Source organism: Mucilaginibacter sp. OK268 (assembly GCF_900103125.1).
GTDB lineage: Bacteria > Bacteroidota > Bacteroidia > Sphingobacteriales > Sphingobacteriaceae > Mucilaginibacter.
In genome coordinates, this window is record NZ_FNJV01000001.1 from 295,724 (window position 1) to 320,161 (window position 24,438).

The window sequence follows — 24,438 nt, forward strand, 5'->3', positions numbered from 1 at the left end:
CTGGGCTTCTTTGCAAAGTATAAGGTTTACATTAAAAAGTGTAGTTTAATGCACTTTTTAATGTAATTACAAGAAATAGGAAAGCTTGTGAACAACCGAGCTTTATTCAACGCTTAAGCAACAAAAGCGCTTAGCCGGATCAAATGTCAAGGGCGGGCCAACCGCTGGAAGCGGACACAACGGCCCGCTTGTGTACCCTTGACCTTTGATTCCGGCGTGGGCTATCTTCGCGACCGCGGTGAATAAGGATTTTATTTTTTCTCACCAGGAGGAAAATCCACAATGTATAACTGTGACTTGTCAATTAAACAACCGTTGCTTTTTATTCCAAATTTCCAGGTATAGTGCCTTTTTTTCGGGGCTCAGGAATGATGCTTCAATCATCTTACCAACCTCCTTATTACCGGAGGAAAATTTGTTATAGGTATTCCGAACGGCGGTTTCAGGTATATTCATACTTCTTGCCAACACGTCAAAATCAGATAATCCAATTCTTTTCTTTTTGCCGTTTATTGTCAGGGCCAATTCTTCATCGTCCTGTGGATTAACAAGATTTACATTTAAAAGGTCATAGGCAGGGCTTAGGCTTACTCCTTCGTCCCCGTACAGCACAGAGAAGTTCTTCAGGTGCATATCATTGTTGCCTGTCAAAAAAGAAAATAACACCATTTCAAAATAAGTCAGCGCATCAAAACCAGTTTGAGTACAGTATTTCAGGATAAGCTTACCGATCTTTTCATAAGATCCCTTGTATTTATTTTCTGTTAAAAATTCAGAAAGCTGGCAGAAATCTTCCATGTGAACCTTATGGCCTTTCACCCGGTCAAATCTACGGGCAAGATAAACCAAACTGCCGTCTGATGCCTCCATTAAAGTATGATCGCAAGTTGGCATTTTAAACAGGCTTGCCAAATGCATAGTCAGATCTTCTGATTGCGGCATTTCCGGAAAACCAGGATGTTGTGGTTTAAGTATGTATTCTCCCCAAAGTCCTACTATAGTCAGACGGTTGTGCTCCTTCGTCTTTTTCAGGGTAACAGAAAGCTTGGGCTGAACTCCGGTCACAGCGATCCTTTCGTTGATGGTCTGTTCGCCCAACGTTTTCAAAAGTTTATTATTCAATTCCAGCTCAGGTACCTTAGCCGTACCAAAAAAACGCTTTGAACATTTTTCATGAAAAGACGATGTACCTGCATCCTGATAACAAAACCAACAATTTGCCATAGCTTAATCTATTTCGGGAATAACCGTTACAGCTCCGATTGCATCCCTGCATGTTAATAGTAATAATTCAAACCGGTCATTGCTTTTGACCTTCCAGTGTTTTGTTGCCAAATCCAGCAGCCAACCTTCCGGTATCAAGCCATCGAAAAAAGCAAACAATACTTTACTTTCATATCTCCGGGTTGACAATGGCAGCGTTAAGCTCACCGGTTTTGCGTTTTTATTCGCTAAATAATCAGCCTGGTAAGCAAATTCGTAACCATCATCAGTTTCCGCTAGTACACCAGCCAGCGTGTCCTGAAAATACACCAAACCTTTCCTACTCATCATTTTTTACTTTTAATACCACTCCGAGTTCTGCGCCAAATAACATCAACACCTGATTCACTTTATCCATCCGCAATGTTGGTTTTCCCTGTTCCATCTCACGAACGACCCTAAGTCCGACTCCCGCTTTAGATGCCAGGTCTTCCTGTGTGAGATTTAGTGATTTCCTTTTTTTCTTTAAATATTCAGACAACATATTTATACCCCTTCGGGTACAAATATAACTTTAATTTATTAACTATACCCTATCGGGACTATATCCTCTATTAATATCACAATTATACCCTATCGGGATTAGCGGTCAGTTTAAAAAAATCCAATTCTGGTTCTCTAAGTACCAGTATTTGAATAAAAATAAACCAGCGAACATTTTCCAGTAAATTACTATTACGAATTAGTTCATTGTTTAACTAGTTGCAGGTTAGCCCATGCATTCAGTCACAACAATTAAAAATTTTTACCCTCACTTTGTTATCCGATCAAAAAAACTCACATAATCAGGGTTAGTCCGTTTTATTTGATTAAGTATCTACTTGGTTAAACACCAACGAACAAGCGCACCTTATTCACCACGTAAGCACCAAAAGCGCGAGCCAGATAACATGTAAAGGGCGGGCCAGCCACTGAAAAGCGGACAAAACGGCCCGCTTGTATTACCCTTGAGGTGTTATTCCGGCATTCGGATTCTCCGATAATGCCAACCCTAAATAAACATTGCTATACCCTTCTCGATACGTAGTGGAGGACATCAATCTCAAATCATAATAATTTGATTTTCAATACTGTACATTGGTTTAAATTCTTTACACTCCGAATTATCAATCAATTTTTTTTGATGCAGATTATTTACAAATCTTACTATACGAAGTATAAAATATTGAAAAGCGTTTTAGCAATAAAAAAAGTAAGCCTAATCACTCGTAGCTACATAATAAGCCGGATCTTCTAAAATATTCACTTCTATAACATCGGCCGCATTTTTAAGCAGCAAACGACAATCCTCACTTAAATATCTTATGTGTAATTTTTTACCGGCTTTTCGATAGCGTTCGGTTAATTTATTCAATGCTTCTATTCCTGACATGTCCGCAACCCGGCTATCCTTAAAATCGACTATCACTACTTCCGGGTCATTCAATATGTCAAACTTTTCATTAAACGCGGTCACCGATCCAAAAAATAAAGGCCCGTAAATTTCATAGTGTTTGGTGCCATTCGCATCTAAATATTTTCTGGCCCTTATACGTTTAGCACTTTCCCATGCAAAAACTAATGCGGAAATAATTATGCCAATTAATACAGCAAGCGCCAGATTATGTAGCCAAATAGTGACCAAAGCAACTAAAACACCTACAAATACATCCTGTGTAGGCATTTTGTTGACGATCCTGAAACTTATCCATTCAAATGTTCCTACTGCTACCATAATCATTACGCCAGTAAGTGCCGCCATGGGAACCCGCTCAATAATGGGTGCGCCAAAAAGAATAATGACCAGGATAGTTAAGGCTGCTATGATCCCCGAAAGCCTTGCCCTTGCTCCTGCAGAAAGATTTACCAGGGTTTGAGCTATCATCGGGCATCCCCCCATGCCAAAGAAAAAGCCATTTAATATATTGGCACTACCTTGAGCAAGACATTCCCGGTTTCCACTACCGCGTGTAGCCGTCATTTCATCCACTAAATTTAATGTTAGTAGCCCCTCTGTTAATCCTACGCCGGCCATTATAAGAGAATAAGGGAAAATGATTTTTAAAGTTTCGATATTAACAGGAACTGCAGGGATATGAAAAGGTGGAAAGCCTCCGCTTACTGCAGCTATATCTTTTACTGTTTTAGTAGGGATACCAAACACAAGTACAATCAGGAATACGACAATAATGGCTATCAATGATGGCGGAACTGCCTTTGTTATTCGTGGTAATATAAGGACAATAGCAATAGTCAGCAAAACCAGACCTGCCATGATAAGCAATGGCTGACCAGTCAGCCAGGTTTCATGGCCACCGATATTTGTTTTGAACTGCTCTATTTGCGCCATGAAAATAATAACTGCCAGACCATTAACAAAACCATACATCACCGGTTGCGGAACCAGGCGGATAAACTTTCCTAACTTGAATAGGCCCACCAAAATCTGTATAACGCCAGCCAGAGCAACCGCCGCAAAGACATAGTCCAAGCCATTTGATTTCATGAGAGCGATCAAAACAACTACGGTTGCACCCGCGCCGCCGGAAATTAAACCGGGCCTGCCGCCAAATACCGAAGTAACCAATCCCATAATAAAAGCGGCGTACAAGCCAACCAATGGAGGGAAACCAGCCAGAATAGCGAAAGACAATGATTCGGGCATCATAGTCATGGCGACCGTCAAACCGGCTAATATTTCATTTTTATAATTAATTTCTTGCGAAAAGTCAAAAAGCCGTAAATAAGGTTTCATCCTTGTTAGTTAAGAAGTTTAAAGATTGTAGCAATAGAAAACAACAGCGGAAATGTGCTGATTCAAGACTTTGTAAAAATAAAAGACTCAGGGCGGTGTAACCGGTGTACAGGAAATGAAACGATTCGCCATGCCACAAATTTACCAAAGTTTTAGAACCCTACAACAGCCCCTGGGTAAGCAAAATTGGTACATGTTGTTTCTCGGCTTAAGTTTCCGTAAATCTTAATTTAAAAAGGCCTAAAAGAACCTTATTTCAAATCATTATCAGGCACTTGGCTATGTCTATCTTAAAATGTGAAGTTATTGAGCTATAAATCATAATCTTATCTAAAGCTCTTTCTCCTTTTCTTTACTCACCTCAATATAACCATCCTCGTTAACGGCATACTTTGATCGTTCTTCCGTTGCCTGCTTTTTGGAAAGCTTAACCCGCCTTCTTTTCTGGGTCGGCAATAGGGGCAAGGCAATTATGCACAAAAACAGCGCAATTTTAGCGATTGTAGCTATCATTTTTGTTTGAATTATGGAATTTTATTGAAATGGTCGTCGATTTTATATGTTTTTCATTAAAACAACAGTGAATTTTGAATTTTAACGACATTTTACATCATTTAGACTATATCAAAAACACATTAAAGCCGAAAATCTTTTATAAAACTATCCATAGCTGATTTTAAAATGAATGTTAATTGAAATTCTAAGGTTTTTCTAAGCTTTTCATCTGATTTCATTGCGTACTTTTAGCATAAATCACAAATAATAAGTAAAAAAGATTAATTACCAACCATTAAAATACTTTATATATTAAAAAAAGCTTAAAAAACCACTCAAATTCAAACTAACTAAACCACTTAACAATGAAAATTAAAATTCTACAAAAAAAAATCCCCTCATACTTGGTTTTAGGTATGGTTTTACTTATTGCTTTTGTTTTAATTGAGCCTGTCCGCTCTTTTGCACAGGATGCTACGGGTGCCAAAACCGGCACCATTAACGATGTTACCGCCGCAAAACCCGGCGCTCCAACCTCCGCTGAATTAGGAGATGCCGTTGGTCACAACAAAATTGCCATCAACATGGTGTGGACCCTAATAGCAGGTTTCCTCGTAATGTTTATGCAGGCTGGTTTTGCGATGGTTGAAACAGGTTTTACACAGAAGAAAAACGTCGCCCACACAATGGGCATGAATTTTTTGGTTTACGCGCTTGGAATGTTCGGCTTTTGGGTATGTGGCTTTGCTTTTATGTTTGGCGGCGGATTGAATGCAGCCACTTTAGGGGGAGCGCCTGGTGTTATTCCAAGTGAATATACCGTCACATTATTTGGTCATACATTCGGCTTAATAGGCTCTGTAGGCTTCTTCCTGAATAGCAAAGTATATGATGTAGGTGTATTTACCTTATTCCTGTTCCAAATGGTGTTTATGGATACAACCGCTACTATACCAACAGGATCAATGGCCGAAAGATGGTCGTTTAAATCATTCCTTATCTTCGGTTTATTCATCTCCATGTTTGTATATCCAATATATGGCAACTGGGTTTGGGGAGGCGGATGGTTATCGCAATTAGGTGCCAATTTCCATTTAGGCCATGGCATGGTTGATTTTGCAGGCTCATCAGTTGTTCACCTTGTAGGTGGTATGGCTGCATTGGCTGGGGCCATTATTATTGGCCCGCGTATCGGCAAGTTCAATGCCGACGGCACTGCTAATACAATCCCTGGTCATAATATACCAATGGCATTAGCCGGTACATTTATCCTGGCATTGGGCTGGTTCGGTTTTAACCCCGGTTCAACCTTGGCCGGTACAGATTTCCGCATCGCTATTGTCGCTGTAAATACCATGATGGCCGGTACGGCCGGTACCTTAGCTGTTCTTGTTATCCTTTACATTCAAAAAAAGAAACCAGACCCGGGCATGCTTGCCAATGGTATGCTAGCCGGACTTGTAGCTATAACTGCCCCTTGCGCGTTCGTTAATTCCATTTCATCGGTAATTATCGGGGCAATTGCCGGCGCCTTAGTGGTATTGGTTATTCATTTAATGGATAATGTATTTAAAATAGATGATCCTGTTGGCGCGTTCGCTGTACATGGTGCCAACGGAGCGTGGGGTGTATTGTCGTTGGGTTTATTTGCCGACGGATCGTACGGCGATGGCTGGAATGGTGTTGCCGGCCCGGTAAAAGGCCTGTTTTATGGCGATGCAAGCCAACTTGGCGCTCAGGTTATCGGCACCATTACTTGTATGGTTTACACTTTTGTGGTGATGTATATCTTCTTTAAGATATCAAATAAAATAACCCCGATCAGGGTTAAAGCGGAAGACGAAGTTGCCGGATTGGACATACCAGAAATGGGTGTTTTGGGCTACGTCGATTAATTAAGTTTGAAAGTTGAAAATTACCTGCCTGCGAGAGGCAGGTAATTTCATTAAAAGGAAAGGGAACGTTATATGAAAAGGATATTATTAAAAGCCATCAATCCATTAAGGATCCTGATTAACGACAGCCGTTTTACCGGCCTAATGTTAATCGCCTGCACCGTATTTTCTATGTGCCTGGCTAATTCGGGATTCGCCACTGCCTACAAACAGTTTTGGCATGGTGACCTGTTAACCCTTTCGTCTATACCCTTACCGGAAAACTTTTTAAGCTGGATCAACAATTTTCTGATGGCTTTTTTCTTTTTAATGGCCGGAATGGAGATCAAACGCGAACTGGTGAGCGGTGAACTTTCATCCTTCAAGAAGGCGGTACTCCCTTTTGGGGCCGCACTCGGTGGCATGGCCGTACCCGCATTGATATTCGTCGCCTTTAACCTGCATACCAGCTACTTGCACGGCTGGGGGATACCAACCGCTACCGACATAGCTTTTTCTGTTGGTATAGCCTCCTTGCTGGGTAAGCGAATACCTGTTGGTTTAAAAATACTGCTGATGGCGCTGGCCATTATCGATGATCTCGGGGCTATCGTTGTTATCGCGCTATTTTATGGCGGACATATCAATTGGATGTTTTTAGGAATCGGTGCGTTACTCTATGCAGCACTGTTCGCTGTCAATTATGCCAAAATAAAATTCGGACCGGTGCAAATTGTACTTTCCCTTGCGCTTTGGTATGCATTTTTTAATTCGGGAATAGAGTCAAGCATAGTCGGTGTCTTGGTCGCTTTCGCCACACCCGTTGCCGAGTTGCCTAAAATTGAAAAGGCTATACACCGCTGGGTGAATTTCCTCATCATCCCGATGTTTGCATTAGCAAACACGGCGATATTATTGCCGGACCATATCATAAATTCGTTAGGTACTACCGTTGGTCTGGGTATCATATTCGGCCTGGTGATTGGCAAACCCATCGGCATTTTTCTGTTCAGCAGAGTACTGGTGGCCTGCAAAGTTGCCAGTTTACCGCGTAATGTGGAATGGAAGCAGGTTTTCGGGATGGGAACACTTGCAGGCATCGGTTTCACGATGTCTATATTTACCACCATGCTGGCTTTTAAAGCGGAAGCTTTTCAGGATATCGCTAAGGTTGCCATATTAGTCAGCGTTCTATTGTCATTAATATTCAGCATGGCTTATTTTATGATCATCAGCGTCAACATGAAATTTGAACATGCAGGTGAAACAGAGCAAGCCCCTTCAACAGTCGAAGGCAAGCTGGAACTAGAATTAGGATAAGTTATATTTTACTATATATCTTGTTTTGGGTCTTTATTAGGGAAATAAGGGAAACCACTTAAAGCTTCGGACTAATCAACCGGGGCTTTATCTGTATATTGGGGCATCGTACATTATGTTTATTTTACACTTATCTCTTCATTATACATGATTTACAAAATTCTGCTATTAGAAGACGATTATAAAATGTCCAACGAGATTAAGATTTTTCTGAACAGCCGGGGGCTGCTTTGCGATGTTGTTTACGACGGTAAGTTATTCTTCAAACATCTCCTGATTGAAAACTATGAACTGTATATTTTGGATGTCAATGTTCCTTCTCTTAACGGCATCGAAGTGTGTAAGAAAATCCGGGCAACAGATAAGACCAAGCCAATCCTGATGTTAACGGCTTATAGTGATGTGGAAAACAAAATCATAGCATTTGAGTCTGGTGCAGACGACTATCTTGTCAAGCCCTTTCACCTGGAAGAATTATTTGCGCGCGTTAACGCACTCCTGAGAAGGAGTTATCATATAGATGAAGCCAACAAACAGATCCTTGTTATTGACGATCTTATTATTTATACGGGTGAAATGAAGGTAACCAGGGCAGGGAAGGAAATCGCCCTGACTCCTAAGGAATACAAGCTGATCGAATTACTCGCGATAGCAGAAGGCAAACCGGTTTCCAAACAAACGATAGCAACCAAGGTATGGGATATCAACTTTGAAACGGGAACAAATACTATAGAAGTATATATTAATTATTTAAGAAATAAGATCGACAAAGGCTTCAACAGGCCACTGGTTCATACCCGTGCAGGATTTGGTTATTATCTCAAATGAATTTAAAACAGCGCTTTTCATTTATTTTCAGCTCTCTCTTTTCAGTGCTTTTAGCAACTGTTACCTTAACGGTCTATCTGCTTTTTGCCCATTTCAGACAAGATGAGTTTTCCACGTTAATGGCCGAAAAAGCCCAAACAACGGCAAAACTCCTTATTGAAGTAAAAGAAATTGACTATAAGATGCAGAAGATCATTGACAGCAATAGTATCAATAAACTCTACAAAGAAAACACGCAGATCTATAACGAAGACTACAAACTTATCTATAACAGTAATGATACGCTAACCGTAAATTTAACCCATACCGATCTTGACCAAATAAAAAAAAAGCGTCGGATATTTAAAAAGGACGAACAGTATGATATTCTCGGACTTTATTATAACTATGCCGGCAAACATTATTACATAGTGGTTTCGGCCGAAGACACTTACGACAACAATAAGCTTAATTATTTAAAATACCTCCTGTTGGGCGCTTTTATCATAAGTACTGCCGTTGTCTGGCTCTTATCTTTCAGTTTGAGTAAAAAGGCTTTGCAGCCATTGGATAACTTCCGTAAAAGGATACAGGAAATAACGGACAGCAATTTGAAGGTCAGGTTGTCGGAAGCAAAGCGGGAAGATGAAATCAATGCATTGGCCCATTCCTTTAATCAGATGATGGACCGGATCGACAACGCTTATAACAGGCAAAAGGAGTTTACGGGCAATGCTTCCCACGAATTACGGACACCCGTTGCCCGTGTTGCAGCACAGGTAGAGAATTTAATTCAGCGACCTGACCTGGACAACGTTATAAGGACAAATCTGACCAGCATTTTCGAAGATACATTTCAGCTTTCCGAAATTATCAGTTCATTGGTAGCATTAGCTGATATCAACAGCAGTGAACATCAATTCTCTTTTACCGGAATCAGGCTGGATGAACTGGTGTTCAGCGTTGTGACCGATCTGTCAAAAGTTTTTCCGGACTTTAAATTAAAGTTTGAAATTGAGAACAATACCGGGATTACGACAGAACCTGAAATTGCCGGCGACGAAACGCTGTTAAAAATCGCCCTATTGAATCTGCTTAAAAATGCCTACATCTATTCCGACAATCATGCACTGGAGTGCCTGATCAGGCAGGGTGCCCAGGGAGTTGAGCTACTGATTACCAATACAGGGGAGGTTCCGAAAATAGACGATACGAAAACTCTTTTTACTGCTTTTTACCGGGGCAGCAATATTGGAAATATTGCGGGAAGCGGTATTGGATTAAGTATAGTCAAGCGGGTGCTTGAATACCATAAAGCCCGCATCATCTACAACATCGTTGATCAGAATACCAACCAGGTCCATATATCTTTCTCCCCTTTACAGGAAAATTAGAAGCGGTTTAAGTTGTTATCAACGCCATTACTCCATAACAATTTACTCAGTAATTAATTTAATGCCTCCTTGTTTATACCTTACCTCAAGCCATTCCTGCAACTTCTTTATTTCAGGTTCGGACGGCCTTTTCTGAAACCGGATCAGCGCGATCCGCTGCGTATCTGCTTTTAAGGTATCTGTACGCTGTAAAACGATTTTACTTAGTCCATAAGACCGGATCTGCGGATACAGTACCTTCATTTCTTTCAATACCGTGGAGTCCTCCAGGGAAGTTTTTAATGTGACGGTTTGAACAGTATCTTCTTTTGGTGCCTGGTTAAATACGTCTTCCAGGATGCTTGCTTTTATTTGGGAAAGATCAATATGCTGCTGGGCATTTAATCCCTGCCGGACGTGTAGAACGACACCTTTAAGACTATAGCGTTCCAGCTTTTTATTCAGTGTATCGAGTACGTGCTTATCAAGTTCAGCGCCTATTAATAATACCTCGATAGATTTTTGTTTAGTACTGTATGCGAATGATTTTGATACCACCTGTGTATTATTGAAATTAAACTGTTCTGCAACAAACTTGCGGGCGTTTGTTTCAAAAATACTTTTATCAACGATACGATAAGCCATGAAGATACTTGGGAGAACTGTTATAATTACAATAGCGATAATGTACCGGTTCACCTTTTTTTCCGTTGCTATGTCTTCAAAATGGTGCCTTTTCAACTTTACATAACGCGCTATAACAAATGCGGCTATTGCTATAAACACGCTGTTAATAAAATAAAGATAAATGGCACCCAGGAAGAAATACCAGTTGCCCATAGCGATGCCGAACCCTGCGGTACACAATGGTGGCATGAGCGCGGTCGCGATAGCTACCCCGGGGATAACGTTACTTTTCTCTTTACGCGTAGCGGCAACCATTCCTGCCATACCACCAAAAGAGGCAATAAAAACATCCCAGATAGAAGGAGATGTGCGGGCAAGAAGTTCGGACTGCGCATCATGTAACGGGGTGATCAGGAAATATACTGTTGAGGCCAGTATTCCGATAACAGACGCAACAAGAAGATTTTTAAGCCCTTTTTTAACCAGGTCCAGATCGTTTATCCCGATGCCGAGACCTATTCCCATAACAGGTCCCATGATCGGGGAAATCAGCATCGCACCGATGATAACTGCAGTTGAATTAACATTTAGACCGATTGAAGCAATAAAGATCGCAAAAATCAAAGCCCATAGATTAGCGCCTTTAAAATCGACATTTTTGCGTATTCCCCCGGTGATCACCTGTTCATCCGCACGATCTTCCTGCAGGTTAAAGCGATAGTTTAAAAATTGCCGGATTTTTTTTAAGGTATTCATCATTAATTTTATTTAGTTGGCAGTCTGCCGAAGAAGTTTTTTCGCCATTTTTCCTATGGTTAGCCCTTGCACTAATATGGAGAATACCACGATCACATAAGTAATCAGCACAAATTGATCGCGGTACATATTGCTGCCCAGTGAAAGCGCCAAGGCAACAGAAATACCTCCACGCAAACCGCCCCAGGTAAGGATGGCAACAGCATGCCTTTCGAATTTAATTTTATACCTTAAAAAGAAAACGGGTATGATCACAGAGACCCATCGGGCCAGCAATACAATAAGGATGGAAAATCCTGCTATGATCAAGACTGTGGCATTTACTTTAATGATCAGCATTTCCAATCCTATAAACAGGAAGAGCACCGCGTTAAGAATCTCATCGATCAACTCCCAGAATTTTCCCAGATAATCTCTGGTAATATCAGAAACACCTTCCTCTTTGGCTTTATTACCGATGATCATACCTGCCACTACCATCGCCAGCGGCCCTGATACGTGGAGATGTCCAGCGATAAAATAACCACCCATTACTACTGCCAGCGTGATCAGCGTCTCAACTTTATAATCGTCGATAGAACGCAGGGCCCTAAAACCGGCATAACCCAGAATCGCACCAAATAAAAGGCCGCCGATAGCCTCCTGAAAAAACAACTTCCCGACATCTACCGCTGAAAAGTCTCCTGATCTGGCTACTTCAGCGATGCTGATAAAAATCACTACTGCAACACCGTCATTAAACAGGGACTCCCCGGAGATCTTAAGCTCCAGCGAGGCCGGTATTTTAGCTTCTTTTAATATCCCCAAAACCGCAATTGGATCCGTCGGTGATATCAATGCACCGAATAACAGGCAGTATATAAATGGAATTGGGAAATGGAACAACCCAAATAAGAACCATACCATGCCACCAACCAGAAAAGTAGAGATTAGGATACCAATAGTAGCCAGCACGATAACCGGAACGCGTTCCTGCTTTAATTTGGCAGCATCAATGTGAATCGCCCCCGCGAACAATAAAAAACTAAGCATAAAGTTCATCAATACGTCCTGAAAATCGATAGAAGAGGCCAGTTCAATGGCTTTCCTGGACAGCAGGTAATGAGAGCTGCCTAAGACCACCATGAGTATGGAAGAAACCAGTGACAGGATCATAATGCCGATAGTAGGAGGCCATTTAATCCACCGGTGATTTATATAAGCAAATATGGCAGCCAGTACGATGGTAATAGTAAGTATTTCGTTGATATTCATCAGGTATATTTATTTCAACACGATAAACCCATGTAAGCGTTTAGCGGATTCTGGTAATAAGCTGTTAATTAAAAGCCACTTAGGGGTAAGCAATATTGTTTTGTGCGCTTTGTTCTGTTCCGCTAAATTATCAAATTAAGCGGAGTATGTCAGTCCAGATTCTGCTAAGTACAAACTAAGACACTGTCTGATTGTTTAATTAGGGTTTAGATAAAAATAATGAATTGATGACCAGCGCGCAATTACATTCCCTATCTGTTTTTTCAATGATTTCAGGAATCGCCTGTACCTCCATTATCCTGATAGATATACTTAGAGGCAACCAGCAAAAAATGATGATCATGAATTTTGTTTACCCGATTTCAGCATTATATGCCGGGCCTATGGCGCTACTCTTTTATTATACGATTGGGCAAAAGAGCGTCTTAAAGAAGACGGGAGCGCGGATGCTGCCAGAAAACAAGCCATTTTGGCAAAGCGTCGCCATTGGCGCCTTGCATTGTGGTAGCGGGTGCACGATCGGTGATCTGCTTGCTGAAGCGTTTTTGATTTTTGTCCCGATTTCCATTTTCGGCAGCAAACTGGCAGGGACATGGACAATTGATTTTTTACTGGCATTTGGTCTTGGTATCATTTTTCAATACTATGCCATTAAACCAATGAAAAATTTAGCCGTCAGACCAGCGTTGATGGCAGCTTTAAAGGCAGATACCTTTTCCCTCATAGCCTGGCAGGTCGGCATGTACGGTTGGATGGCTTTATGTTTTTACGGGATTTTCGGATACAAAATACCGGTTACCAGTCCGTTATTTTGGTTCATGATGCAGATTGGTATGCTTTGGGGTTTTGTTACCGCCTATCCTGTGAACTGGTGGCTGATCAAAAGGGGGATAAAAGAAAAGATGTAACTGGGATAATTTGACAAATTTATATTCGCCTGAACTTCATGGTACGGCCAATAAATTTAAAATGCCAATAGCCTTTTACCCGCAGAAGACCCAGATCATCAATGTAAGCCGATGCGTTCCATTCTTTACCGTGCTTGGAATCATAGATCATACCATCTTCCCATGATTTCGTATCTGCGTGATAAGTTAAACCTCTTAGAATACTCAGACCATGTATTTTGCGATTACGAAGTTTCGGGTCCGGGTTGTGCCTGTCTTTCCAGTAATCCAGCGGCTTACCTTCAGTATCGCTAAACCAGTCTATGACTGCCTTGTACTCATTTTTCACCAATGAAATGGTAATGATCAGGGTGTTATTTGCAGACTCCCAATGTCCACAAATTTTTTCCCTGGGAGGAACAGCTTGTGCGTTTGCAGCAAAGATGACGAACAGGGAGAAGATAATTGTTGAAATCAGATATTTAGTTGAAAGTGGAATAATCATCAGTGTTTTAATAATATAGGATCCAACAAAGGTTGGCGTGGAACAACAGGTATTTAACGCAGCTCATTAAATCACAGTACCTTTCCCTTGGAAAATCTTAAAACTTTTGGGAGAGTTAACCATGATATTTCAGTTCCTTCCAAACATAAAAAATTAGATAAAATAACTCAATTGTTTCAATCCATAGATAAAATGTCCAACCCTTTACAATAACGTATACACAAGCCATTGCTTTACAGAAACTTGTACTGCTCCGTTCCGAATTGCTACCATTTTGATTTAATGAAAAAACCGAGAATTAGTTGACAACAAACATTATTCTGGTTATTTTTAGCCGGATGCCAGCAAAGTGTGATTTTAATGACAAGATTTAAATCGTATCGTTTTTTTAAACCTCTTATTGTGTGCTTCTTGCTGGTATACGTATTGGCCGCGATTGCTAATGTGCTTAATATGCCCCGGTACAATCCGGTAAACTCCTGCCCGAGAGCCAGCTCCTATTCCGCGGAGAAAGGCCATGTCCAGCATTTTCATCTAAACAGGAATAATTCTTTTCGGGCAATAGAAAAGTCCACTCTGGAAAATGAACAGTTGAAGCAGCGCCTGCTGCCGGTTTGTCTGTTCCTGATCTTTACAAGTTTCTATTCATCCCGGGCCTTATCCAAAATAATTCCGCCCCGATTTACCATATTTTATAATCTTCAGTACGCTTACCTCTCGAATTGTAATTTCAGGATTTAGATCATACCTCTTCAGTTTTAAAATCTCTTAACAGGGTTATCCGTCCCGGCTAATCCCTGCAAACGCGACTGTTATTTCAGGCATTTTTTTCGAATATCCATTTTCGGGAGGTTCATGATGACCATTGCCGTTTTATCTGAATTACTATTGTCACATCCGGGCATGTTCAACGGATGTACCTATTTAACGAATTTTTGATTATGAAACTTAAAACTATTTTAAGCCTTTTTGGCTGTTTATCTATAATTACTCCTGTCTTAGCGCAAACTACGGCTGATGCCCTTAAAGCAATTGATGCGGAACAATACCAGAAAGCCAAAGCGCAATTGCAGCAGCTGATCATAACTACTCCCGCTAAGGACGAAAACTATTTTCATTTGGGTTGGGTTTATGTACTGCAGGACTACCCGGATTCGGCAAAGGCCGTATTTAGTAAGGGTATTGCCGCAGACCCTAAGTCGGCGTTGAATTATGTTGGTTTAGGCATCGTAGCGAAATTAGACAAAGACGACATCAGCATGTTAACTAATTTTGAAAAGGCTACTACATTGGCTGGTAAAGACGACAAACCCTACGTTTATATAGCCCAAGCATATCTGTTAAAACCGGATCCTAAAGTTGATCTGGCGCTGAACACCCTAACCAAAGCTGCTAAATCCGGTGCAAAAGATCCCGAATACTTTTTAACGATGGGCGATATTTATCACGCCAAACTGGATAACAACAATGCCTATTCCAATTACTCGCAGGCACAGTTACTTGACCCGAAATCGGCAAGGACCAATGTGGTTATCGGCTCTCTGTGGAAACAGGCTAATAATTTTGATGATGCCACACAAAAATTTAAAGATGCTTTGGCAATCAATCCGAATTATGGACCAGCCTACAGGGAATTGGCAGAGACTGATTTGAGGTGGGCACTTACTGATCCCAAAATGGCATCGGTAAAAGTGAAAGAAGGTGCCGATTACTATAAAAAATATCTTGACCTGACGGATCGTTCAGCGGAATCCGAAATGCGCTATGCCGATTTCCTGATCCAGGCCGGAGATTATACAGCGCTGGAACAGGTAGCGAATGACCTTGCTAAATCCAGTAAATCAAATCTGCGTATTTATAGATACCTGGGGTACGCAGGGTACGAAAATAAAAATTACCAGGCCGGTCTGGATGCACTCCAAAAGTTCGTCAAAGAAGCGGACGCCAAACGCATCATTCCGCGGGATTATTTATACCTGGGGCGGCTACAGTTAAAAACAAACCAGGATTCATTGGGCATTCTAAACTTAAATAAAGCGATAGCCCTGGATAGCACATTTGAGGAAGCCTATAATGATATTGCGGGTTCCTTATACGCAAAAAAGAAATATGTAGAAGCTGGCGACGCCTATAAAAAATATATAGAACATAGCCATCATGTGAAGCTTACTGAATATTTCCGTGAGGGAATGAGCTATTATTACGGGTATAGCAACCAGTATTACAATTCAGCTGATAATAAAGGCGGGACAAAGCCAGATTCATCTTTACTGGCCAAAGCCGATTCAGCCTTTAGTTATATTCAGCAAAAAACAGTTGCAAAGCCCGTAGGCGATGTGTTGCTGTACCGGGCAAGGATCAAAGACCTGGAAGAAAAAGACCGGAATAATATAGAGGGGCTTGCTAAACCTTTATATGAGCAATACATTACGCTGGAAACAGTAACCCCACCAACAGACGAAAGGACGAAGAAAAACCTGGGCGAAGCTTATGCCTATTTAGGGTCCTATTACGCCTATAAAGAGAAAGACGACAATAAGGCTACTGAGAACTTCAAAAAGGCGAGCGAAATCTATCCTGATAACAAACAGGCCAAGGCCTACTTAGCCAAAAAAGAGGCTTCTGATAGTAAGAGTAAATAGATTACATTATTGTTGCGGCAGGTCCGAAATAAACCGGTCTGCTGCATTTAAAACCAACAACATGCCTGCTCATGACCACAAAATACTAATCGTCGATGATGACCCGGATATACTGGAGCTGTTAACTTACATCCTCGCAGCAGAGGGATATCAAGTTGTAAGCTCTACCAATGGTAAGGAAACCGATTCGCTACACGAGATTTTACCTGATTTGGTATTGCTCGACCTGCGGATGAATGGTGCTGCACAAGCTGGGGCGAAAATTTGTTTAAAGCTCAAAACCCAGGCGAATACCAAAAGCCTGCCGGTTATATTAATTTCAGCCGAACCGGATATAGAATCCATAGCAAAATATTGTTATGCAGATGATTATATTAGTAAACCATTTAACATACATGACTTTTTATCAAAGGTCAGGACAAATCTCTATGATCGAAAAAGCAACGGAGGCACACCTTGAGTAAATACAGCAGGTTAAGACATTTACACGATTTTTTAAAATTTCAGCGGGATTTTAAAGCAACCAGCGTTCGCAGGTTCAAAAGCTATGAGATTATTTTGCTTTGGGTCCGCAATTACATTTCCCACAGCCATTTTTTGATTTTATCGGGTATTCTCGTTGGCTGCACCGCTGGTTTGGCGGGTGTGATTTTAAAAATGCTGGTGCGTTACATACATACCCTGATTACCTCCAAATTCCAATTTGAGCAGCAGGTCTTTTTTTACCTGGTATTCCCATTATTAGGGATCGTGCTGACGACGTTGGTCGTCCTTTATATTTACCGTGGAAATGACCGCAAAGGTATTCCGGCGATCTTATATGAGATCGCCCAAAACTCCAGCATGGTTTCGCCGGTAAAAATGTATTCCCAGATCGTGCAGAGCGCGATAACCGTGGGGCTGGGCGGTTCTGCGGGCCTGGAAAGCCCGATTGCAGTAACAGGATCAGCTATTGGATCGAACTTTGCAAGAACCTACAAACTGGATTATAAAGACCGGACATTGCTACTGGCGGCTGGCGCTACAGCAGGTATCGCGTCCGCTTTTAACGCGCCTATAGCCGGGATGATGTTCGCTTTTGAGATCCTGCTTACCGGCGTTGTATTTACCGACTTTATTCCGTTGGTTCTGGCAGCGGTTTGCGGTAGCCTCATATCGAGGATCATTCTTAATGAGGAAGCTTTATTTCAATTCCAGCTGCGGCATGCATTTAACTATCGAAACATCCCCTTTTATTTATTATTGGGCATACTTTGCGGTCTCTATGCCCGCTATTTTGTTGTCGTATCGCAATGGGTAGAGCACCAGTTCAAACATATGAAAAGGAGCAGGATCCAGAAGGCTATGATAGCAGGAGCCATTCTTTCGTTAATGTGCGTCTTATTTCCGCCGCTGTTCGGGGAAGGTTATACTACAATTAAAGGACTGGCAACCGGTCAAATCGAATCCATCGTTGCTGTTAGCTTTTTCAAATATTTCACGTTTCACGAATGGTTCATTTTATTGTTCCTCGGACTGGTTTGCCTTTTGAAGGCATTCGCCACCTCGATCACTATTTATGGCGGCGGGAATGGCGGTAATTTTGCACCGGCATTATTTGCCGGGGGAACAGTTGGTTACTTTATGGCGCTGCTATGTACACAATTGGGTATTCCTAACGTACCGACCACGAACCTGGTCATCGTAGGAATGGCCGGGGTGATGAGCGGTGTTTTATATGCGCCGCTAACGGCCATATTCCTTATCGCGGAGTCGAGTACGGGTTATGATCTTTTCATTCCTTTAATGATCGTTTCGGTAATATCTTTTCTAATTGCAAAGCGTTTTTCCGCAATTTCTCCCGACCTGAAACAGTTGGCTGCAGATGGGAAAATATTTACCAGAGAACATGACCAGAACCTGCTTTTGCTGCTGCACACCGCTGATCTGATAGATAAGGATGTTCAGGAGATCGATATCCACGCTTCATTCCATGAACTCATTGAGCTGGTTCGCACGGGCAAAAAGAATTTCATAGCAGTGATCAACAAAGATCATTTGCTGGAAGGTATTGTCAGGCTTGACGATATCCGGCCGGTGATGTTTAACAAGGATCGCTACCATGAGCTGAGCATTCAAAGCGTCATGACTACCCCGCCGGTACTTATAGACCTGAACGACGAGGTGCGGGAAATTATCAAAAAATTCGACGAGACCAATACCTGGAATTTGCCGGTTGTTGAAAACGGCAGATTCGTTGGATATATTTCCAAATCCGGAATTCTTAATCGCTACCGGCAATTACTGAAAGCGTATTCGTAACATTTCATGAATAAAATTCATGAGTTGATGAAAATTCCTAATAACAAAAAAAGGGCAGGCGTGATAAACGCCTACCCTTTTTTATGAAGCTACAGCGAGGCGATTCCTTAAACGATCCGCAATTTCCACTTCTTCTACAACAAAGCCCCATTCTTTTTTATGACCGGGCGGGAAGCTACATAAAATACAATGGCAATGCCCATAATTGCCGCCCCAAAAAAGACCGGCAACTTATTTGTCCAGGTGCCGTCGGGATAGGTGACAATCTCAGTAGAGCCTCCACTGTCAACGGCATTAACGGTATTGCTATAAAAGAAATTAGGAACTATAAATAGCAGCATGCTTGCTATTGCTAATACGATACTGAAGTTTTTCATGATGATTTTATTTAATGATGAATTTGTCTGTTAATTAAGTGTGCCCGAAAAAGACTGCCTACTCTTTCCGCACAATCTGGCTGTTCACTTCAATTTCTTTAATCAGGCCCGGCGCATTTACAGAGCTGCTGAACCCTTTGTCCGGATTTGATTGTGATATTCTGGCAAGATCACTGTTGGTCTGATCCAGTTGCTTAAACAGGTCGTTGATCTGTTTTAAATGCGAATTATAGAATTTGACCTTGTTGTTATAGGTATCGATCTTATAGTTATTGGCTATTGCAGATGCCTGCTTGGTGGTATCAGCCGGCAGTAAGGTATAGGGTGAGAGGTTGCTGATCGTCGTTTGTATCGGCACCAGCGATGGATTCGCATCTTTTGGATCAATCGCCTGCAGACTTAATCGTACAGGATCGGGGTTGTAGGCTACCAGGCTTTTATATTCATCGACGATTGCCGCGATGACCTTGTTCTGGTTTGCATAGGTACTGGCAATGATCTTACTCTTGACGTTGTTTTTAAAGCCGTTAAACAATTGGGAAGTGAAGTCGTAGGCCTTGGTTCGTAAAACCGCTCCCTGGACAGAATAATAATTACTCAATGTCTTGTTCTTGGTATACATTACACCAAGGCTGGTACTGAATACCTGGGCGATATTACCCAAAGACAAGTCCGTTTCATTGCCAAAGTTATAATACTGTTTTCCGAATATTTCCAGGTCATCTATCCGTTCATAGGACGAAAGAAAATAAAGCCGGTAACGCTGGTATTCAACGTCAGGATTATCGATCTGGGCATAGCAATTCTGGAGAAAACCCTGCACGGCTTTATCGTTAAATACCTGGTAGATATTGGCACTGGGCGTTGGTTTCCATCTTAACAGGGAAAGCCTGGCCTTGAATTCGAGTTCAGCCGTATTGTTAACCCGTAAAGAATCAAACATTTTTGCAACGAAATAAGCGACCTGTGCATTGGCCATGCCCCTGTGTTCCGCATTGACCATGGCGTATAGGCTATCCTGGATCGTCAGGTAAGTTTCATTACTGTTCCAGAAAGATGGCTCTAAGGGTGGAAGCAACAACCGGTTAGTTTTCGTATCTACAAAAATAAACGTGCCCAGGGGATAAATATTCTGAAAGTTATTTTCCAGCATCGACAGGCTGCTCATAGAAGTCGAATCCATTTTCAGCAGAAAACTAAGAACTTTATTATGTTCCAGCTTTACGCTAAGGCCATCCAGCGACTCGAAATTAGAGCTTTCTTTCTGAGGGACAATAATAGGGACATAACAAACCCCGTCTTTGTTTTTCTCCAGGGAATTATAGTCCTTTTTGATCATCACTGAAGTATTGTTTTCAGCATCCTGTCCATAAAAAGCCACCGTATCTTCCTTATCTACCTTGATATCCTTCAGTTTTTCCTCACCTGGTTTCAGATTCATCAGCGCTTTAATTTTAGCTGATCCTGATTTTTTACTGATCTTATAAAATACAGCAACATCGGTTTTTGATGTATTCTTCAGCTTGAATTTAAACCCGTGGGCGAAGGAGCTCCCAGGAAAACAAATGAAGGGAATTGCTAGTATAGTAGATGGGATGCTGAACTTCTTCAAGAAAAAAGGAAAGCAGCGGTCCGGTAAATTAACGAGGTGTTTTGCTGAATAAGTTGGCCTGAAAATTTGTTGCAAGTATTTAAACATAGCATTAGCTTTAAAAAAATTAAGAATATCCTCCCGGATATAACCTGTTGGAATCCGCTATTCAGCCGTTTTTGATGACCTGCCGAATAGCGGGTTTCGTGCCGAAAATATCTTTTAATATTTCGTTTTGATTTCGACGCGACGATTCAGCTCCCTTCCGGTCTCTGTATTATTATCCGCCACGGGATTGCGCGTACCAAATCCTTTGACTTTTAAATTAGCCGGATTTACACCCGAGTTAACCAGGTAGGTTTTAACGGTGTTCGCCCTGTCTTTTGACAATATCATATTGTGTTCTTCTGTTCCTTCAATGGAGGCATAGCCGTTCAACTGATAGGTAACGGTGGGATTCGCCTTTATGGCCGATGCTGCCTGATCCAGAGTGGCGTAAGAACCAGTGAGTAAAACACTGGAATTAAAGTCAAACTGAATTTTAACAGCATCTATATTAAGATCTGCTTTTTTTACAGGTGGCACTGGAGGCTTCGCTTCCGCAACCGGCTTTGGTTTCGGCTGCGCGGCCGGAGCTGTGCTTGCAGTTTGTGTTGGCGGTATGGGTTTCTGAACTAACTTTTTCGCTTTACATGCTTGTAATGCAATTATTGCGAACAACAGGAGAACGGGCAAGAAGCCTGACTTTATAGATTTCATGAGTGATTTTTCTTTTGGTAATGAAGATTTGAGTTTACAGTAAAAGACATGCCGGTTCCATTGACCTTGGGTCAGGAAAAAGCAGCGGCAGACGGCAAAGAAGCCATCAGCTCAAAATCAATGTTGATACCGCATCAAATTCTCAAAATACAAAAAGAAAGATAGGAGTGCTGCGAGTCGGTTAATATGGACCGGAAGGACGTTATGGATCGCTTTTCCATACGAAAGAAGCGATACCCGAAGAATGCGATGAGGAAAAAAACTGGGACTGACTTGATAAAATTCAGCAAGTCATCGTCTATGACAGATTTCTCGCCAATATTAATAAAACCAAGTGCGTCGTGATGAACTTGTATGGTTTGTCTTCTTACTCCATGTACGGGCAGCATTGCAGCAGTTGCAGTGTTGTAATTAGGGATAAAAAACAAATTGGTTAAGACGTAAAAAAGGTATATAAGCAGAAAAAACACTACCCAATCCTTAAAAAGCCTGTCAGACCTATACGTGTTCATTTGTTTTGGACAAGTTAATACAAGAGTTATTGAAACTATATATACGACCCTTGGATTGAAGCTGATCTATCATCGCCCGAACTTCTTCAGGTTACGGATTTTGAATATTACAGCCGATTCAATTTAATATAAACTACGAATTGAGATTATAATTGTTTAAAGAGGCACAAAAACTTGATTCATGATCAGCAAGTTTCAGACTGCGCTTTTGAAACTACTCTTGGAATAAAGAAACAGGATTACCAATTGAGCCCTTCAGGATCATTTGAAGTGATTATCGAGCATAACCTATAAAATGTGCAATTGCGGCTTAGCTTTTTTACCAACAAAGAACACACCGGTCCATATTCATTGCTTAAGCAACCAAGAGCGCGAACCGGGTAAGATGTCAAGGCCGGGCCGCCGCTGAATAACAGACACAAGGTCCGCTCTGTATAGCCTTTACATCTTACCCGGTGGCGGGCTATATTCGCGGTAGTGGTGAATATGGGAATTAAAGTACAAGCCGGATGCTTTGCTTTGGATCTTCGCCATTCAGATTTTCCGGTAGTGCCCACTTAAAACAAGTATGGTTTCACCATTCACGGTGACAAACCCTATAAGCTGTAGTTATAAATTACTTGTTATACTTTTAGTATATCCCGGCTAAGCCCTCGAAATTTATTGTATAAACAAGAAGGATTGAGGAACTAAAATATTCTGAAGAATCAGGGGGTATATTAGGGTGGTACTTTTCCGGGCAATTTTTTCGCAAAACGCTATATTAAATAGCAAATACGGCCTTTTTACAGGCATTTTCATCAATAATAGGAATAAAAAGAGCGAAAAACTTGAAGTTTCCAGCCAAAAGGGTATACTACCCTTTTACCACTGTTTTGGCATATATAAATTTTTTACTTTGCCATGTACGATGACATAATCATCGCATGATGCAGTTGCATATTGTCCATCGACCTTTTGCTAATAAAAACTGATTGGTAATATAAATCAACTTAATTGTTAAGGTAAATACCTTTCGGGTGTGATTTTATCACATCGTTTGGTGATTTAAATCACATCATTTTGTGAAATTCTCACACTCATTTAGTGATTTATTCTCTTGATAGGATGCCAGTATGGACATATATTTAAGTGGATGAAATATAACTTGTATTTGCCTCAGAACTCCAAAGACAGGGGGCGGTAATATAAATGACTAAGAACATAGGAATATGGGAACAGATAAGTATGAGAAAATTAAGAATGTACTTCGCCGAAAGATCATCCCGATACTTATCCAGGTAAATGGCTCGTTTCCAGATTCTTTCGAAACTGCGTTTATAGAAAACAGCAGGATTTTCAAAGGGGTCAAAGATCAGTATATAGAGGAAAGCGGAGAGGCCGAAGACGGGCACCTGATCTATTTTGAAAGCGGTATTGCCCGTTGTTATTATTATGATGCCATCGCGGATAAATATATTATTACCAGGATCACCAGGAAAGATGATGTGGTGATTGATATAAATGCATACCTATACGGAACCCCCAGGGCGGAAAATATTCAAATGCTGGAAACAGGCAACCTGATCACCATTCCTTATTCCAGCTTGAAATTACTTTTAGCGCAGTACCCGGAGATGTACCCGGTTATCGTCCATTTCCAGGCAGAAAGGGAAAAACAACATTTAGCATACCATCGGCTTTTAAGATCAACTGCCGACGAAAGGGTAAAGATCTTTTTAGATGACAATCCAGGGATAGCCACCCGGATCAATAATGAACTTATCGCCAGCCATCTTGATCTATACAGAAGTACGTTCAGCGCCTCTTACGCCAAATACCGGGCGTCAAGAGATGGGAAATAACAGGGTAAAGTTACCCTTAACGTCCTCGAAATTTACCTGCGTCTTCAACTGCTCCCACTTCAACCTCGCCATTTAATTTAATATTTTCTCCCATCAAACACCGCTCCCCGGCGTCGCTAAGACAACATTTAATGGTCGTATAATCAACATTTTTTTGTCGTTCAACCGACACACGGATTTTGTGCAGCCGACACTGAGCATCTTCCTTTTGATATAGCTTCGGTTATACAAATCCTATAGATCAATAAAGGCTATAATAGCCGATTAACGATTGGGCATAAGGAGAGCCGCGAAGATTCAGCTGACCCATTTGCTTTCAGCTTTATGATTTATAGCATAGTGGTAGTGTCAGCTGGCTGGATGAGCCTGGGGAATACCGGTTTCATAGCGCCCTTTCCGGGCGGATAAGCATCAAGAACTAAAGTGACAGCCCCCAAGGAGATTTGCTGTCATTCGTGTAAAAACCGGCGGTATTGGTAAGTGAACTCCGGGTCAGATGCAAGGAACGCCAGCACGG

At 41.4% G+C, this 24,438-nt stretch carries 20 protein-coding genes; 9 read left to right on the top strand and 11 right to left on the bottom strand.

What is annotated here, in order from left to right:
- Positions 1-300: 300 nt before the first annotated feature.
- From BLR84_RS01320 to BLR84_RS01340, 5 genes are all read right to left on the bottom strand, one after another.
- Entirely contained in the window at positions 301-1,224 is a 924-nt protein-coding gene (locus BLR84_RS01320) for a HipA domain-containing protein (protein ID WP_090463243.1), read from the bottom strand.
- Positions 1,225-1,227: 3 nt separating this feature from the next.
- On the bottom strand, positions 1,228-1,551 hold the full coding sequence (locus tag BLR84_RS01325) for a HipA N-terminal domain-containing protein (RefSeq protein WP_090463246.1): 324 nt from the start codon (positions 1,549-1,551) through the stop codon (positions 1,228-1,230).
- On the bottom strand, positions 1,544-1,747 hold the full coding sequence (locus BLR84_RS01330) for a helix-turn-helix transcriptional regulator (protein WP_090463249.1): 204 nt from the start codon (positions 1,745-1,747) through the stop codon (positions 1,544-1,546). Before BLR84_RS01330 ends, BLR84_RS01325 begins: the two co-directional genes overlap by 8 nt.
- A 714-nt stretch (positions 1,748-2,461) precedes the next feature.
- Positions 2,462-3,997 (bottom strand): SulP family inorganic anion transporter, encoded by a 1,536-nt coding sequence (locus BLR84_RS01335; RefSeq protein WP_090463252.1) that lies wholly within the window; start codon positions 3,995-3,997, stop codon positions 2,462-2,464.
- Positions 3,998-4,327: 330 nt separating this feature from the next.
- Positions 4,328-4,510, bottom strand: a complete 183-nt coding sequence (locus tag BLR84_RS01340) for a hypothetical protein (protein WP_090463255.1) — start codon at positions 4,508-4,510, stop codon at positions 4,328-4,330.
- Between the two features lie 347 nt (positions 4,511-4,857).
- Between BLR84_RS01340 and BLR84_RS01345 the strand changes: the two genes are divergently transcribed.
- The 4 genes from BLR84_RS01345 to BLR84_RS01360 all read left to right on the top strand — a co-directional run bounded on the left by BLR84_RS01345 (position 4,858) and on the right by BLR84_RS01360 (position 9,887).
- Positions 4,858-6,387: an ammonium transporter gene (locus BLR84_RS01345; RefSeq protein ID WP_090463258.1), complete on the top strand. Its 1,530-nt coding sequence runs from the start codon at positions 4,858-4,860 to the stop codon at positions 6,385-6,387.
- A 72-nt stretch (positions 6,388-6,459) separates the two neighbouring features.
- A complete protein-coding gene (gene nhaA, locus BLR84_RS01350; protein WP_090463260.1) occupies positions 6,460-7,686 on the top strand; it encodes a Na+/H+ antiporter NhaA in 1,227 nt (408 codons plus the stop codon).
- 147 nt (positions 7,687-7,833) lie between these two features.
- Positions 7,834-8,514 (top strand): response regulator transcription factor, encoded by a 681-nt coding sequence (locus BLR84_RS01355; RefSeq protein WP_090463263.1) that lies wholly within the window; start codon positions 7,834-7,836, stop codon positions 8,512-8,514.
- Positions 8,511-9,887, top strand: a complete 1,377-nt coding sequence (locus BLR84_RS01360) for a sensor histidine kinase (RefSeq protein ID WP_090463265.1) — start codon at positions 8,511-8,513, stop codon at positions 9,885-9,887. Before BLR84_RS01355 ends, BLR84_RS01360 begins: the two co-directional genes overlap by 4 nt.
- 42 nt (positions 9,888-9,929) lie before the next feature.
- Here BLR84_RS01360 and BLR84_RS01365 read toward each other — a convergent pair whose 3' ends face one another.
- Both BLR84_RS01365 and BLR84_RS01370 read right to left on the bottom strand, forming a co-directional pair.
- A complete protein-coding gene (locus BLR84_RS01365; RefSeq protein ID WP_090463268.1) occupies positions 9,930-11,252 on the bottom strand; it encodes a TIGR00341 family protein in 1,323 nt (440 codons plus the stop codon).
- 9 nt (positions 11,253-11,261) lie between these two features.
- The gene (locus tag BLR84_RS01370) at positions 11,262-12,503 is read right to left on the bottom strand and encodes a cation:proton antiporter (protein ID WP_090463271.1); all 1,242 of its coding nucleotides are present in this window, start codon (positions 12,501-12,503) and stop codon (positions 11,262-11,264) included.
- A 227-nt stretch (positions 12,504-12,730) separates the two neighbouring features.
- Between BLR84_RS01370 and BLR84_RS01375 the strand changes: the two genes are divergently transcribed.
- A complete protein-coding gene (locus BLR84_RS01375) occupies positions 12,731-13,411 on the top strand; it encodes a DUF4396 domain-containing protein (protein ID WP_090463273.1) in 681 nt (226 codons plus the stop codon).
- 19 nt (positions 13,412-13,430) lie between these two features.
- Here BLR84_RS01375 and BLR84_RS01380 read toward each other — a convergent pair whose 3' ends face one another.
- Positions 13,431-13,895 (bottom strand): DUF2147 domain-containing protein, encoded by a 465-nt coding sequence (locus BLR84_RS01380; RefSeq protein WP_090463276.1) that lies wholly within the window; start codon positions 13,893-13,895, stop codon positions 13,431-13,433.
- A gap of 941 nt (positions 13,896-14,836) precedes the next feature.
- Here BLR84_RS01380 and BLR84_RS01385 point away from each other — a divergent pair.
- The 3 genes from BLR84_RS01385 to BLR84_RS01395 all read left to right on the top strand — a co-directional run bounded on the left by BLR84_RS01385 (position 14,837) and on the right by BLR84_RS01395 (position 18,838).
- Positions 14,837-16,537 (top strand): tetratricopeptide repeat protein, encoded by a 1,701-nt coding sequence (locus BLR84_RS01385; RefSeq protein ID WP_090465670.1) that lies wholly within the window; start codon positions 14,837-14,839, stop codon positions 16,535-16,537.
- A 61-nt stretch (positions 16,538-16,598) separates the two neighbouring features.
- Positions 16,599-16,997 carry a response regulator gene (locus BLR84_RS01390; RefSeq protein ID WP_090463279.1) on the top strand — a complete coding sequence of 133 codons (399 nt, stop codon included), beginning with the start codon at positions 16,599-16,601 and terminating at the stop codon, positions 16,995-16,997.
- Positions 16,998-17,194: 197 nt separating this feature from the next.
- Positions 17,195-18,838 carry a chloride channel protein gene (locus BLR84_RS01395; protein WP_218128191.1) on the top strand — a complete coding sequence of 548 codons (1,644 nt, stop codon included), beginning with the start codon at positions 17,195-17,197 and terminating at the stop codon, positions 18,836-18,838.
- Between the two features lie 134 nt (positions 18,839-18,972).
- On the opposite strand, the gene BLR84_RS01400 is transcribed toward BLR84_RS01395, so the two are convergent.
- The 3 genes from BLR84_RS01400 to BLR84_RS01410 form a co-directional block, all read right to left on the bottom strand.
- Entirely contained in the window at positions 18,973-19,215 is a 243-nt protein-coding gene (locus BLR84_RS01400) for a hypothetical protein (protein ID WP_090463284.1), read from the bottom strand.
- Positions 19,216-19,273: 58 nt separating this feature from the next.
- Positions 19,274-20,656, bottom strand: a complete 1,383-nt coding sequence (locus BLR84_RS01405) for a hypothetical protein (RefSeq protein WP_143013797.1) — start codon at positions 20,654-20,656, stop codon at positions 19,274-19,276.
- 372 nt (positions 20,657-21,028) lie between these two features.
- Positions 21,029-21,565, bottom strand: coding sequence for an OmpA family protein (locus tag BLR84_RS01410; protein WP_090463290.1), 537 nt, complete (start codon positions 21,563-21,565; stop codon positions 21,029-21,031).
- A 1,723-nt stretch (positions 21,566-23,288) separates the two neighbouring features.
- Here BLR84_RS01410 and BLR84_RS01415 point away from each other — a divergent pair.
- The gene (locus BLR84_RS01415; RefSeq protein WP_090463293.1) at positions 23,289-23,921 is read left to right on the top strand and encodes a Crp/Fnr family transcriptional regulator; all 633 of its coding nucleotides are present in this window, start codon (positions 23,289-23,291) and stop codon (positions 23,919-23,921) included.
- The last annotated feature ends 517 nt before the right edge of the window (positions 23,922-24,438 follow it).